Source organism: Flavobacterium sandaracinum, from assembly GCF_004349135.1.
GTDB classification, from domain to species: Bacteria; Bacteroidota; Bacteroidia; order Flavobacteriales; family Flavobacteriaceae; genus Flavobacterium; species Flavobacterium sandaracinum.
On sequence record NZ_SMFN01000002.1, the window covers coordinates 207,627 to 222,783 of the forward strand.

The 15,157-nt window shown below is 34.7% G+C and carries 11 protein-coding genes; 7 read left to right on the forward strand and 4 right to left on the reverse strand.

Annotated features, from left to right (window positions below; translation table 11 throughout):
• Window positions 1-65 precede the first annotated feature (65 nt).
• The 5 genes from E0F91_RS02795 (at window position 66) to E0F91_RS02815 (ending at window position 5,664) form a co-directional block, all read left to right on the forward strand.
• Entirely contained in the window at window positions 66-719 is a 654-nt protein-coding gene (locus E0F91_RS02795; protein WP_132064829.1) for a DUF4331 family protein, read from the forward strand.
• A 64-nt stretch (window positions 720-783) separates the two neighbouring features.
• Window positions 784-1,338, forward strand: a complete 555-nt coding sequence (locus E0F91_RS02800) for a DUF4331 family protein (RefSeq protein ID WP_132064830.1) — start codon at window positions 784-786, stop codon at window positions 1,336-1,338.
• An 82-nt stretch (window positions 1,339-1,420) separates the two neighbouring features.
• Window positions 1,421-2,716 carry a tetratricopeptide repeat protein gene (locus E0F91_RS02805; protein WP_132064831.1) on the forward strand — a complete coding sequence of 432 codons (1,296 nt, stop codon included), beginning with the start codon at window positions 1,421-1,423 and terminating at the stop codon, window positions 2,714-2,716.
• Between the two features lie 3 nt (window positions 2,717-2,719).
• Window positions 2,720-4,933: a TonB-dependent receptor gene (locus tag E0F91_RS02810; protein ID WP_132064832.1), complete on the forward strand. Its 2,214-nt coding sequence runs from the start codon at window positions 2,720-2,722 to the stop codon at window positions 4,931-4,933.
• A gap of 143 nt (window positions 4,934-5,076) precedes the next feature.
• Entirely contained in the window at window positions 5,077-5,664 is a 588-nt protein-coding gene (locus tag E0F91_RS02815; RefSeq protein ID WP_132064833.1) for a glutathione peroxidase, read from the forward strand.
• Window positions 5,665-5,838: 174 nt separating this feature from the next.
• Here E0F91_RS02815 and E0F91_RS02820 read toward each other — a convergent pair whose 3' ends face one another.
• Together E0F91_RS02820 and E0F91_RS02825 are read right to left on the reverse strand one after the other, a co-directional pair.
• Window positions 5,839-6,789: a tRNA dihydrouridine synthase gene (locus E0F91_RS02820; RefSeq protein ID WP_132064834.1), complete on the reverse strand. Its 951-nt coding sequence runs from the start codon at window positions 6,787-6,789 to the stop codon at window positions 5,839-5,841.
• 108 nt (window positions 6,790-6,897) lie between these two features.
• Window positions 6,898-7,401: a GNAT family N-acetyltransferase gene (locus tag E0F91_RS02825; protein ID WP_132064835.1), complete on the reverse strand. Its 504-nt coding sequence runs from the start codon at window positions 7,399-7,401 to the stop codon at window positions 6,898-6,900.
• Window positions 7,402-7,497: 96 nt separating this feature from the next.
• Between E0F91_RS02825 and menD the strand changes: the two genes are divergently transcribed.
• Entirely contained in the window at window positions 7,498-9,159 is a 1,662-nt protein-coding gene (menD, locus tag E0F91_RS02830) for a 2-succinyl-5-enolpyruvyl-6-hydroxy-3-cyclohexene-1-carboxylic-acid synthase (protein ID WP_132064836.1), read from the forward strand.
• A gap of 89 nt (window positions 9,160-9,248) precedes the next feature.
• Window positions 9,249-9,590, forward strand: coding sequence for a DUF2853 family protein (locus E0F91_RS02835; protein WP_132064837.1), 342 nt, complete (start codon window positions 9,249-9,251; stop codon window positions 9,588-9,590).
• A 148-nt stretch (window positions 9,591-9,738) separates the two neighbouring features.
• Here the strand turns inward: E0F91_RS02835 and E0F91_RS02840 are convergent, their stop codons facing one another.
• Complete coding sequence (locus E0F91_RS02840; protein WP_132064838.1) at window positions 9,739-11,091, reverse strand: M20/M25/M40 family metallo-hydrolase; 1,353 nt, start codon at window positions 11,089-11,091, stop codon at window positions 9,739-9,741.
• Between the two features lie 1,344 nt (window positions 11,092-12,435).
• Entirely contained in the window at window positions 12,436-15,039 is a 2,604-nt protein-coding gene (clpB, locus tag E0F91_RS02845; RefSeq protein WP_132064839.1) for an ATP-dependent chaperone ClpB, read from the reverse strand.
• Between the last annotated feature and the right edge of the window lie 118 nt (window positions 15,040-15,157).

Consider the following 15,157-nt stretch of genomic DNA (forward strand, 5'->3'; position numbering starts at 1 on the left):
AATTTAGAAAACCAAATTGGAAACTATCCCGTAAATGACTTTATAACCTTTTAAATTTTAACAAAATGAAAAAAACAAAAATGATTTTAGGTCTGTCGCTAGTGGCGATTTCAGGCTTGATTTTAGTAGCAGCGGATCACATTGATGCTCCAGGAACAATGTCGGGAGATGCAGGTGACATTACAGATGTATATGCTTTCCAAGGACAAAACACAAGTAATTTAGTGTTCGCAGTAAACACACAAGGATTGTTAAGTCCTAACGCTACAGGCGCTGCAACATTTAAAGACAATGTTATGGTAGAAATCAATATTGACAACAACGGTGATAATATTGAAGACTTAGTAATTCAAGCTATCAAAAGAGATGACAAAATGTATTTCTTTGGTCCAGTTGCTCCAGGAACTACAGGAATAACTAGCACAGTTAAAACTGGTGCAGCAGCAGGAAGTGTGAAAATATCTCAATATGGTGCAGCTGCTGTGACTGCTGAGCAAAACGGAATGAAATTTTTTGCAGGACCAAGAGATGATCCTTTCTTTTTTGATTTAGGTCAATTCCAAGCAATTCTTGGAGGAACAGCAACAGGATTTAATAATCCAGGTACTGATACATTTGCAGGGACCAATGTAATGTCAATTGTAGTAGAAGTTCCTAAAACAATGTTAGGCTCTTCAAGTACAATTAATGTTTGGGCAGAAACTAAGAAAAAACAATAATTAATTTTATTAAAAAAAGTAAAAACATGAAATCGAAATTTACGATTTCTTAAATACAAACATCATGAGTAAAACAAATAAATTCAAAATTATAACAATCGCACTAGTAGCTGCAGTTGTTTCAGTAAATTGTGACAATGACGATTCAAACGGTGATTCTTCCGTAAACCTTGATTTTTCAGGAACTTTTGTTCAGCAAGATCAAATGGCAAGACCAGCAATCAATACGGTATTCGTTGCTTCAGGACAACCTAAAGATGACTTTAATGTTGCAATTCCATCGGCAATGGGAGCAAAATACCAATCTATTTTTCAATCTAGATTATTGGCTTTGAATCCTGCTTATACGACTAATGCTTTAGGTCAAACTGCTGCTCAGCTTTCGGGTCTTCTAGCAACAGATGTATTGGGAGTTTCTAAAACGGCTCCAACTACTTTCTTCGATGGAACTAATGTTTTAACAGGAAGAGCTTTGGCAGATGATGTCATAGATGTAGAGCTTTTATTAATTTTTGGTGGACCAACAGGTGGATCTAATCCAGGTCTGACTAAAGATAATGTGAATTCAAATGATAAAGCATTTAGTACAACTTTCCCTTACTTAGCTTCTGCTTGGTAATATTTTAAAAAAAAAACAGAGTGCATGCAATAAATTTCGCTCTGTTTTTTTTAAACAAACAAACAAACAAAACAATTAGAGTATGAAAACTTTAAAAACACTATTATTTTTAGTTTTCACAATCCTATTTATATTCGGTTGCGATACTAAATCAGAACAAATTACAAAAGCAGAGGACTATAATAAATACTTGACTTTAAAAGAAAATATAGGACTCAAGTATGCTCATAAAGAAATAGACTATTGGCAAAAAAAATTCGATGCAGCGCCAAATCAAATCAGTTATTTAAGTCAGTTAGCATCAAATTACAACATGCTTTTTGAATATACTGGAGATGTAAAAAATCTATATAAAACCGAAGAATTACTGACAAAATCTAATGAAGCCTACGATTATTCAAGAGTTTCAACCATTCGATCTTTGTCCAGAAATTATATTTCACAACACCGCTTTAAAGAAGCATTAATTTTGGCTAATAAAGCATTAGCAATAGGCGAAGGGAAAAAAGAAACTCAAAAATTATTGTTTGATGTTCAAATGGAACTGGGAAATTATCCTGAGGCGGTCATAAATTTGAATGCCATTAGAGACATGAACAGCTTTGATTATTTGATTCGCTTGGCAAAGTGGAACGATCATAAAGGCGATTTGGATACCGCTATCACTTTCATGGAAAAAGCAAGAGATATTGCTGATAAAGAAGACAATAAAGTACTTAAAATTTGGTCGTATTCTAATTTAGGAGATTTTTATGGACATGCTGGAAGAATTCAGGAATCGTATGACAGTTACTTGAAAACATTAGCATTAGATCCTAATTATTCCTATGCTTTAAAAGGTATTGCGTGGATTGTTTTTTCTAATGAAAGAAATGTGAATGAGGCCAACAGAATTATTGATGCTATCGCTGCCACTCATAACACGCCTGATTTTTATTTATTGAAATCTCAAATCGCCCAATTTGAAGGAAATAAAAGTGAGGAAATGAAAAATAGAAATTCCTATTTTTCTATGATGGAGAAAAATAATTATGGTGCTATGTACAATAAATACAATGCTTTGATTTATGCTGATGATAAACAAACAGCTCAAAAAGCATTAGAAATTGCTAAAATTGAAGTTGAGCACAGACCTACTGCAGATTCTTATGATTTGTTGGCGTGGTCTTACTTAAATGTGGGCGAGAATAAAAAAGCATTAGAAATCGCTCAGAATCATGTAGTTGGAAAATCTTTCGAACCAAAGGTACAGTATCATTTGGCAATGATTTACAAAGCAAATAATTTAGCGCTTAAAACGAAACCGATTAAGGAAGAATTACTATCCAGTTTGTATGAATTGGGACCGAACTTCGAGAAAAAGGTAAACCAATTATAGCGTATGAAAAATATTATTGTAGTGATGATTACCCTTTTTGGGTTGTCTTCGTATGCCCAAATCCAAAAAGGAAAAGTCTTGGATCGCGACGGAAATCCTGTTGAGAATGCTTATTTAGTAAACACCAATTCCGAAAGCCATGCACACACGAACGAATTCGGGATGTTCAGTTTGGATAAAACAGTTATTGGAAATGTGATTAAAATAACGGCTTTAGGATATAAAAAATCAGATTTCACCATTGTTTCTTCGGATGATACAATTATTTTGGAGGATGATATTTTTAGATTAGACGAAATTGTTATTCAACCCAAACTATCAGCCATGAATGTCATTTCTAAAATAGATTTGCAAACGACACCGGTAAATTCTTCGCAGGAAATTTTACGAAAAGTACCAGGATTATTTATCGGGCAACATGCCGGTGGAGGTAAAGCTGAACAAATATTTTTGAGAGGTTTTGACATCGATCACGGAACGGATATTGCCATTTCGGTAGATGGAATGCCTGTAAATATGGTGTCTCACGCACATGGTCAGGGTTACGCTGATTTGCATTTTGTAATCCCGGAAACGGTAGAAAAAATAGATTTTGGAAAAGGAACGTATTATGCCAACAAAGGGGATTTTGCTACGGCAGGATACGTTGCCTTCCAAACTAAGGATAAAATTGAAAAAAGTAGTATTGGTGTCGAAGTAGGGCAATTCAATACGCTGAGAACGGTGGGGCTTTTTAATCTTTTGGGCAACCAAAAAACGCAAAGTGCTTACATTGCCACAGAATATATCCTAACAGATGGTCCATTTGATTCTCCACAAAATTTTAACAGAGTCAATTTATTGGGTAAATATTCTGCTATTTTGAAGGATAACAGCAAATTTTCAATCTTGGCTTCTCGCTTTACCAGCAAATGGGACGCTTCTGGTCAAATTCCGCAACGTTTAGTTGATAATGGAACGATTTCAAGATTTGGTGCGGTTGATGATACTGAAGGAGGAACTACTTCTCGAACCAATTTTAATGCGAGTTTAAGCAAGCCAATTGATGAAAATACGTTCTTAAAGGCAAATGCTTTTTATTCCAATTATCAATTTGAATTGTATTCTAATTTTACTTTTTTCTTGGATGATCCAATAAATGGCGACCAAATTAAACAGAAAGAAAACAGGGATATTTATGGAATGAATGCCGAGTTGAATAAGAAAACGAAATTAAATGAGGTGGATGTTTTGTTACAGCTTGGTGGAGGTTTTCGTGCAGATGCAACAACAGATACGGAGCTTTCACATACTTTGAATAGAAGAACGGTTCTTGAGAATATACAATTAGGGGATATTAATCAAGCTAATTTGTTTTCCTATTTCAATTCTGAATTCAATTTTGGAAAACTGATGATTAACCCAGCGATTCGATTGGATTATTTTAAATTCAATTACCAAGATAAATTGATGGAGAATTACAAAACACAATCGGAATCGAAAGTGAAATTTTCTCCAAAACTAAATTTTATTTATTCACAGAATAATAATTTACAATTTTTTGTAAAATCAGGGATGGGTTTCCATTCGAATGATACGCGTGTAGTTGTTCAAAACAGTGGAAAGCAAATTTTACCAACCGCTATAGGAACGGATATTGGTACCATTTGGAAACCATTTCCTAAGTTAATTGTGAATTCAGCTTTGTGGTATTTATTTTTGGAACAAGAGTTTGTTTACGTGGGAGATGCCGGAATCATTGAGCCAAGCGGAAAATCAAGACGAGTGGGAGCAGAGTTAGGATTGCGTTATCAGTTGAACGACTGGTTGTATTTTGATGCTGATGCAAATTATACGTACGCTAGGAGTATTGACGAACCTAAGGGACAAGATTACATACCGTTAGCACCAGATTTTACCACGACAGGAGGATTGAGTTTCCAAAAATTGAATGGTTTTTCAGGTGGAATTCGCTACCGATATTTGAAAAATCGTCCAGCAAATGAAGATAATTCAATCGTTGCCAAAGGTTATTTTATTTCCGATTTAAATGTTAATTATCAATATAAGAATATCAATTTCGGAATTGCAGTAGAGAATATATTTGACACAGCATGGAACGAAACACAGTTTGCAACAGAATCCAGGCTTCAAATTGAGCCTGAAAGTGTTGAAGAAATTCATTTTACTCCAGGAACGCCTTTCTTCATGAAGGGAAAGATTACCTATACGTTTTAAATACCACATTAAGATTTGTTGTTTATTTGTTTGGAGGTCTGGCATTTCATAGTGTCAGGCTTCTTTTTTTATTTAACTACTGTTTAACTAAAAAACACTTTTTTAAAACAAATATTTATTTAATTTTATAAAAAATTTCAATTATGAAAAAACTTGTATTTATAGCAACTTGTACTTTAGTATTACTTAGCTGTCAAAATCAGGCACAACCTAAAAAATCCCAAACAATCATGAGTACTCCAGCAATAGCAAAAGAAACCATTTATCAGTTCAAAGTTGAAGATTTATCAGGTAAGAGTTTTGATTTTGCTTCTTTAAAAGGCAAAAAAGTAATAATAGTAAATACTGCTTCAAAATGTGGTCTAACTCCACAGTATAAAGATTTAGAAGCTACTTATAAAGAATATAAGGACAAAGGCTTAGTAATTGTGGGTTTTCCAGCTAATAATTTTGCTTCCCAAGAGCCAGGAACTAATGAAGAAATCGCTACTTTTTGCCAAATGAATTACGGAGTGACTTTCCCTATGATGGACAAAGTATCTGTAAAAGGCGATGATATGGCGGCCATTTATCAGTTTTTGACACAAAAATCTAAAAACGGACTACAGGATTCTGCTGTAGAATGGAATTTCCAAAAATACCTAATTAACGAAAACGGAGAATTAGAAAAAGTAATTTCGCCACAAACATTAGTAACAGATCCTGAAGTAATGAACTGGATCAAAGCCTAATTATAATCTACTAGTTCTATAAAAAAAAATGAGATTTTCAGCAGCTGAAAATCTCATTTTTTTTATGGACTAACTAAGAATTTAATATTTGTCAAATGATAATCAGTAACACATTAAGTGCTGGTAACACTCGTTGCTTAATTATTCATAGTTTCTTAATCGTTTATTTTTGAATTATAATTTTTCATTTTTGAAAATTTCAGCTACAGCAGCCTCGTAATTCCGAATACTTTGCGCCTTTTTTATTTTCTTTAAAACCTTATGTGGATTTGAAAACGTAGCCGAAAAGTATTCCCATAAATGATACATTTTCAATAAAATATGGGTTGAACCAGAAAGAGATTCACTATAAATAGCATATAAAGTATCGTGAAACGCACTGAACAATTCCATTTTGTTAGCAGGATATTCTGAAGTATTGTTTTTTATCATATTAGGTAAAAATGGATCCGAAATTAATCCTCGTCCTATCATCCAATGATCAATAGTTGGAAATCGTTCTTGCATTTCATGAAATTTAGCCACTGAGGTTATATCTCCATTATAATACAATTTATGTTTAGTGTTATCAACACATAACTGAAACGCATCTAAGTTTACGCCACCTTTGTACAGTTGTTTCCCAATACGCGCATGAATCGCAATATTTTTAATAGGATACGTATCTAAAATAGGCAAAACATCAAGAATCTCCTCACTGTTTTCATATCCCAAACGCATTTTCATGGACACAATAATATCTGATTCAGTGTGCGCTCTGTGAAGGATGTTATTGATTTTTTCGGGATTGCTGATCAAACCAGAACCCATTCCAGATTTAGTAACCATAGGATACGGACAGCCTAAATTCCAGTTTAATTCTTTATAGCCCAATTCGCGAACATACTTGGCCACAAATAAAAATTCATCGGCATCGTTTGTGATTACTTGCGGAATAACCTCTAAATCCAGATTATTTTCTGGAAGTAGGTCACGCTCGTATGATGGTTTGATTACCATTTTTCCGTTTAACCGAATATAAGGCGAGTAAAAAGTATCGATTCCGCCAAAAAGTTTGTTTTGTGCGTTTCTAAAACGAAAGTCGGTAAATCCTTGTAAAGGCGATGAAAGAAGAGTAAAGCTCATAATAATTATAAAGGCGCAAAGATACACTTTAAATGTACTTGAGTTTAGCTTAAAGAAACATTCAATTGTAATTACAAAAAAACAATTTGTGAAAATTTGTAGTGGAAATTATTTTTTATCCAAAATCAATTGCATGAAAACGGAACTCAACCAACGATCAAATTTATAGCCAGATTCTTTGATAACGCCAACGGTTTCAAAACCAAATTTTTGATGAAAAGCGATACTTCCTTTGTTTTCGGAGTCAATAACGCCAATCATAGTGTGGTATTTTTGTTTTGTTGCCAATTGGATTAATTCAGCCAATAATAATTTACCAATGCCTTTTCCTAAAAATTCATCCGCAACATAAACAGAATGTTCCACTGTAAAACGATAGCCTATTTTATGACGAAAAGTACCATAAGTAGCGTATCCAATCGTACCATTTTCAGTTTCAGCGACAATTACAGGTAAATCATGGGCTAACTTGTCTTCAAACCACAATTTATGAGTTTCAAAATCACGTGGCTCATAATCATAAATCGAAGTACTGTTCAGTATTTGGTGATTGATGATTTCCAATATTGTATCTAAATCGGTAAAAACAGCCGGTCTTATTTTGATTTCCATGAAGCATTTATTTTCCTTCAAAATTAAGAAAAAAGAGCTAAAAATAAAGCAAAAAGCCTGGCAAGTTTGTAACTTTGTTTCTTTGAAACTAAAACAATGATTTACCCCAAAATACCTTTAGCACAAAGCATTATTGAAATTTGTTTGGCCAAAGGAATCACCACCATAATTATTTCTCCGGGTTCTCGAAATGCCCCTCTTACAATTGGTTTTGTAAACAATCCCGCTTTTCAATGTTACAGTATTGCTGACGAGCGTTCGGCTGCTTTTTTTGCACTGGGAATAGCCCAACAAACCAAGCAACCCGTGGCTTTAGTGTGTACATCGGGTTCTGCTTTATTGAATTATTATCCGGCTTTTGCGGAAGCGTTTTACAGCCAGATTCCTATGATTGTGATTTCGGCAGACAGACCGCAAAGCAAAATTGATATTGGCGATGGACAAACGATTCGGCAGGAAAATGTATTTGAAAACCATTCTTTGTACAATGCTAATTTGCATGAGGACGTTTCAATCGAAAATGATTTAAAAATCAATGAAGCCATCAATGCGGCTATCACTCAAAAAGGTCCCGTTCACATCAATGCGCCTTTTGAAGAGCCTTTGTACGAAACCGTTTCGGAACTTTCTGTCGAAGTGAAAACCATCGCTTCCGCAAATGTGACTCAGACGATTTCCATTGAAGACGTTTTGGAATATGCAACGATTTGGAACAATTCTACTAAAAAAATGATTTTAGTTGGGGTGAATGATCCGAATGTTATTAGCGAAAATATAATTAAGGCTTTCGCCAAAGACGCGTCGGTTGTCGTGTTGACTGAAACGACTTCAAACGTGCATCACGCTACTTTTATCAATAATATAGACACGATAATTACCCCTTTTACGAATGAAGATTTTGAAAATTTTCGTCCGGAGATCTTAGTCACTTTTGGCGGAATGGTCGTTTCAAAACGAATCAAGGCTTTTTTAAGAAAATACAAACCAAAACACCATTGGCATATTGATAATCTAAGAGCATATGATACTTTTGGCGCTTTGACCCAACATTTTGAAGTAGACCCAAATCCGTTTTTTGACACTTTCTTGCCGCTTACAAACGCAATAGAAAGTACTTATTTCCAGCAATTAGATGCAGTAAAAGTGTTGCGAAAGCTAAAAAGTGATATGTATCTAGACAAAATTCCTTTTTCAGATTTTAAAGTTTTTGAAAAAGTGATAGAAGGTTTACCAAAGAACAGTCAATTGCAAATAAGCAATAGTTCAGCCATTCGTTACGCACAATTAATCGACATTGATCCGTCTATTGAAGTGTATTGTAATCGCGGAACCAGCGGAATTGACGGCAGCACTTCTACGGCGATTGGTGCGGCTGTAGTCAATAATAAACAAACCGTTTTCATTACAGGTGATATTGGATTTTTATATGATAGTAACGCATTATGGAACAATTACATTCCAAAAAATTTCAAAATTATTTTGATTAATAACGGAGGTGGCGGTATTTTTAGGATTTTACCAGGACATGAAGAAAGTCCTGTTTTTAATACCTTCTTTGAAACTTCCCATTGCTTAACGGCGGAAAATTTGGCTAAAATGTATGGCTTTGAGTATACAATTGCCAGTGATGAAGTGAGTTTAGCAACAAGTTTGACTGATTTGTATGCTCAAAATGAAAAACCAAGTATTTTGGAAATTTTCACACCTACATTAAAAAACGATAGTATTTTACTGCAGTACTTTAAGGAGTTGATTTAATTATTTTGTACTGTTCGTTAAATGATAATTTTAATTGTTTAAATTTGAGAGAGTTAAACAACTAATAATCAAATATTAAACTTTTATTTATGAGTGCAAGAGACGAATTAATTGTAAAGTTTGCTGCCGATTTGAAAGACAAATGTGGTGTAAATCCAGATATGGATTTGTTGACAAAAGTAACTATTGGTTGTGGTCCGTCAATTTATAATGATGATTCAGCAACGGTAGCTGGAAGTCAACAAGCCGAATTGGATACGGTAAAAAACAATTTTCTAATTAAGAAATTAGGACTTGCAGATGGACCGGAATTAGATGCAGCAATAGATGCCGTTTTAGAAAAATACGGTCGCTCTAACAGAAATAAATACAGAGTGGTAATTTATTATTTACTAACAACTCACTTCAAAAAAGAGAGTGTTTACAATTAATATTTAAAATGTTATCTATAAAAAAAAGCGTTTGCCATACAGCAAACGCTTTTTTTGTTTTAATTCTATATTGAACCATTAAAATTAAGATTCAGTAAGAAAAACTTAATTTCTTAAATGTCTCAATGGTTTAAAATCTGCTAGTATTTTAACGAATTGGCACTGGAAAAACCGGTAAACTAGAATGTCCTAATACATCAACCGATTGAACAGCAAAGAAAAAATTGTCTTTCGAATACGGAATTTCAGCTTTAGTGTCTTTTACAAAAATTGTTTTTTCCCAATGTTGCGATGATGTTTCTCTGATAAGAATATTATATCCGTAAACCGATTTTCCTTCAGGTGCAGTCCAAACTAAAGTAGAAAAATTAGTAAGGTCTTTTATCTCAATTCCTACGTTTGTCGGTGCTTTTGATGACCACGCTAAATTGCTGAAAGTAGCTAAGTTAGAACAGGTTACTTTCTTCATGTATTCAAAGTCCATAAACTCTGCAAGATCACCATATTGGATGTTGTTTTCTTTTCTAACATCTTGATGTTGGTGATCAAAGTTTTCGTTCATTTCGCAAAAACGAATCGCTGTAAATCCATTTTGACTGAAAGGTGTATGGTCGCCACCACGCAAGAAACGGTCGTTGCGATACACTAAATTAATGTCTAATTGTTCTACATATTGATTGGTCACCGTTTTGATGTATCGAGCCAATTGTCTCGATGGACTGTCATTATCACGATTGGTTGATTTACGCATTTTTGATTCGGCTTCCGTTTCTAAAAATGGAATTGTTTCACTAAAAACACGAACTTTAGTATTGTCTCGCAATAATGTTCCACTAGACAAACTGTTTCCAATCATGTCATTATTGATCATCGCAATAACATTCCATTTCCCTTCTTTGGCAACATCTGCTAAATGTTTAGCTCCGTATAATCCTTGCTCTTCGCCAACTACTGCTACAAAAATTAAGGTAAAAGGAAATTCTCTTTGGCTCATTATTCGGGCTAGTTCCATCATGGCGGCTACTCCGGAAGCATCATCATTTGCACCAGGCGCATCTGATTTAGCATCCATAACATCAGAAGCTCTTGAGTCTAAGTGACCGCTGATTATCATCACACGATCATCTGTAGGATCAGTTCCTTTTAAGGTCGCCATAACATTCCCTAACTGGCTGTCGTTGGCAATACGTCTTCCATCCGCTTTGATGGTAAAAAAATCAATAACAGAGGTCAGTCTTCCGCCAGATGCCAAAGCATATTTATCAAATTCGGATTTTACCCAGCGCTGTGCTGCGCCAATGCCTCGCGTATTACTTTTGGTGTCGCTCAATGTGTGTCGGGTTCCAAAAGATACTAGTTTGCGAACCGTAGCTTCCATATTTTCCGATTTTACTTCGGCCACCATTTTTTTTATTTCAGGATCATCGACTGTGGTTTGTGCGTAATTGGTATGAGAAATGAATACAAGTAGAAACAAATAGAGAATTGAGGTTGGTTTCATTAATTAGATTTTTTAGTTTCCTCAAAGTTAGTAAAAAAGAAAAGAAAGTATAAGCGAAATCAGATTTTAGGATTTGTTTAATTTACGATAGGCACATTTAGTTTTTTATTTAGATATAGTATTAATTTTTAATGTCTGACAACAAATATTTATTAGAAATCAAATTTATTGTAAAAATGTTCCTAAAACCAAAATCTAAGATTTCCCATGTGAAGTTTGAATGAATTCCTTGATATGCTTTGGCTAGTAAACGTATTTTTTTTCTTAATTATCAAACAATTAAGTTTTATTAACAATGTTTTAAATACCTTTTTTTAATTCAATCAATGTTTACTTTATGATCCCCTTATGAAACTCTAAGTTTTACACGACCAAATTTTTTTTATAATCAATACAAGTAAAACAGCGATACGATTTAAATGCCATCTCTTTGATTTATCTAATTCTTGTAGTTTAGAATTTTCACTCATTACTGTCTCGTGACAAATATTTTTTTAGTCAGTTATAAGTAAATCTCTAATTAAGGAGGTAGTGAAAGCTGCTTTAAGGCTGTTCGTTTCTATTGGTTTGTTTGCTATTAATTTTTAGTATTTTTAATAGCCATGGTGAAATTTTCTTGTTTTATTTTAATAAATAAAGATTGGCTGTCTTTTAATTAAATGAATGATTCTAGCTATTTGTAGTAATTTTCAACTTAAATTTAAACAAATCAATTAATACTTTTGTTTGAATAGTTTTTTCAATTTCATCTTCATTTATAAAAATGCCTGAATTGTAAGTTTAACTTATTTTTAAATATAAAGACTCTTAACGGATCCATTTGGACTTGTAAAGCCCGAATTCTACTTTAGGTTGAAATATAAAATAGTTCCTTTTTAATTTTCAGGGAAGATCTGTAAAGGTCAGTTTTTATATTCTTGATTTCACTGTTTACATTCTCACATGCTATTTTAGTACATTCTGTATAATCGAAAGAAAAAAATGATATTTTTTTAATATTGCGTAATATGCTGCCTACTTACCAGTCAATTTCAATTTAGACACTTCTTAAGTATTTGGTTTAAATATATTTTTTCGTCCTCATTTTCTAATAACATGCCAAGTAATTAAAATCTATTACCTAATATAAGGTTTTCTCGACATGGCATGGACGTTTCGATCTCATCTCGTAGTTCGTGGTATTTTTTATTTACAAAAGATACTCCGGACTGCGGGAAGGATTATTTCCTATTTAAAATATGAAACGCGACCTCAAAAATAAAGCACCAGATTTTAACTGGTGCTTTTTCAGTGCTTTGCCAAAGTTCAAAAAATCAGCAAAGATTTTAAGTAAAAAACATTGGATTAATGCGCTAACTCACTTTGATTCCTAAAAACCAATTTCCCATCAAAGGCGTCTATCAAAACAATGCTTTCCGTCGTTATTTTGCCGGACAGAATTTCTTTTGAAAGTTCATTTAATACTTCTCTTTGTATGACTCTTTTAACTGGTCTGGCGCCAAATTGCGGATCATATCCTTTCTCCGATAAATAGGCAATAGCTTCTGGAGTTGCGTCCATTGTGATGCCCTGGAGTGCGAGCATTTTAGTCACACTTTTGAGTTGAAGCCCTACAATTTTTGAGATATTTTCTGTTGTGAGCGGCGTAAACATTACGATTTCGTCAATACGATTGATGAATTCTGGACGTACTGTTTGCTTCAATAAAGCTAGTACTTCTATTTTGGCAACTTCAGTGGCGGCTTCTACACTTCCTTTTAAATTATCAAATTTATCTTGAATAATCTGACTTCCCATATTCGAAGTCATGATGATAATCGTGTTTTTAAAGTCGGCCAAACGCCCTTTGTTGTCTGTCAAGCGTCCTTCATCTAATACTTGTAACAAGATGTTGAACGTGTCTGGATGCGCTTTTTCGATTTCATCTAATAAGATTACAGAATACGGTTTTCTACGAACGGCTTCGGTCAATTGCCCGCCTTCATCATAACCTACATATCCCGGAGGCGCACCTACCAAACGGCTTACGCTGTGGCGTTCTTGGTATTCACTCATGTCAATTCGGGTCATTGCATTTTCATCATCAAACAAGTATTCCGCTAAGGCTTTCGCCAATTCGGTTTTACCAACTCCCGTTGTTCCGAGAAAAAGAAAGGTTCCCACCGGTTTTTTCATGTCCTGTAATCCCGCACGGCTTCTGCGCACCGCATCACTTACAGCTTGAATGGCTTCTTCCTGTCCTACGACTCTAAGATGCAATTCATCTTCCAGTTTTAATAATTTTTCACGTTCACCTTGTAGCATTTTCATCACTGGAATTCCAGTCCATTTTGCTACTACTTCGGCAATATCTTCGCGGGTAACTTCTTCTTTTATTAAGGAGGTACCCGATTGGTTTTCTTGCAGTTGTTTGGTATAGACCGCTAATTTTTCTTGTGCTTCCTTGATTTTACCGTAACGGATTTCGGCTACTTTTCCGTAATCGCCATCACGTTCGGCACGTTCCGCTTCGTATTTAAAGTCTTCAATCTCCGTTTTTACGGCTTGAATGTTATCAACGACATCTTTCTCTGTTTTCCATTTGGCGTAGATTTCGTTGCGATCTTCTTTGAGGTTGGCCAAATCCATTCCCAAAATTTTGAGTTTGCTTTCGTCTTTTTCTCGTTTAATGGCTTCAATTTCAATCTCCAACTGCATGATTTTTCGATCCAAAACATCTAATTCTTCGGGTTTTGAGTTGATTTCCATGCGCAGTTTTGAAGCCGCCTCATCCATTAAATCGATGGCTTTGTCCGGAAGAAAACGGTTTGTAATATAACGTTGCGATAATTCGACAGCCGCAATTATAGCGTCGTCTTTGATTTGGACTTTATGGTGTGTTTCGTATTTTTCTTTGATTCCACGCAAAATCGAAATCGCACTTTCGGTATCTGGTTCTTCGACCATTATTTTTTGGAAACGTCTTTCGAGTGCCTTGTCTTTTTCAAAATATTTTTGATATTCGTCCAATGTGGTTGCTCCAATCGCGCGCAATTCTCCACGAGCCAAAGCTGGTTTTAAAATATTGGCAGCATCCATAGCGCCTTCGCCACCACCAGCACCAACGAGTGTATGAATTTCGTCAATGAATAAAACAATATCACCTTCGGCAGCAGTTACTTCTTTAACTACGGATTTCAGGCGTTCTTCAAATTCTCCTTTGTACTTGGCTCCAGCAATTAACGCTCCCATATCAAGGGAAAATACGATTTTGTCTTTCAAATTGTCAGGAACATCACCGTCAACTATTCTGTGTGCTAATCCTTCAGCGATAGCGGTTTTACCTACGCCAGGTTCGCCCACTAACATTGGGTTGTTTTTAGTACGACGCGTTAGAATTTGCAACACCCTGCGTATTTCCTCGTCACGACCAATAACAGGATCTAGTTTTCCGGCGCGAGCCAATTCGTTTAGGTTTTTGGCGTATTTATTTAATGAATTGTATGTTTCCTCAGCAGAGGCAGAGGTTACTCGTTCTCCTTTTCGCAATTCTTCAATGGCAGCTTTCAATCCTTTTCCGGTTACGCCTTGATCTTTTAATATTTGGGCAGCTTTGGTTTTAGAATCAAAAATCGCTAAAATTAAATGCTCTACCGAAACGAATTCGTCATTCATTTTCTTGGCGATAATTTCAGCTTCGTTCAGCGTTGTGTTTGCGGTTCTCGAAAGCATGATTTCGCCACCGGAAACTTTTGGAAAACTTTGAATCGTGCTGTCCAATATTTGAAGAAATAAAGGCACATTTACGTTTAATTTTTTCAAAATAAAAGGCGCCACATTTTCATCAACTTCAAAAATAGCCTTGAAAATATGTTCATTTTCTATTTGTTGCTGTCCTTGGCTTTGCGCCAATTGTTGCGAAAGCTGAATCGCTTCCTGGGATTTGATGGTGAATTTATTTATGTTCATGATGCTATATGTTTTGTGGTTATTTGACTAACTTTGTACATCGATATTCAATTTATATTCCAATACAATAATACAGACAAATTGACAGAAATTTCATGATTTATATCATGTTTTAAAG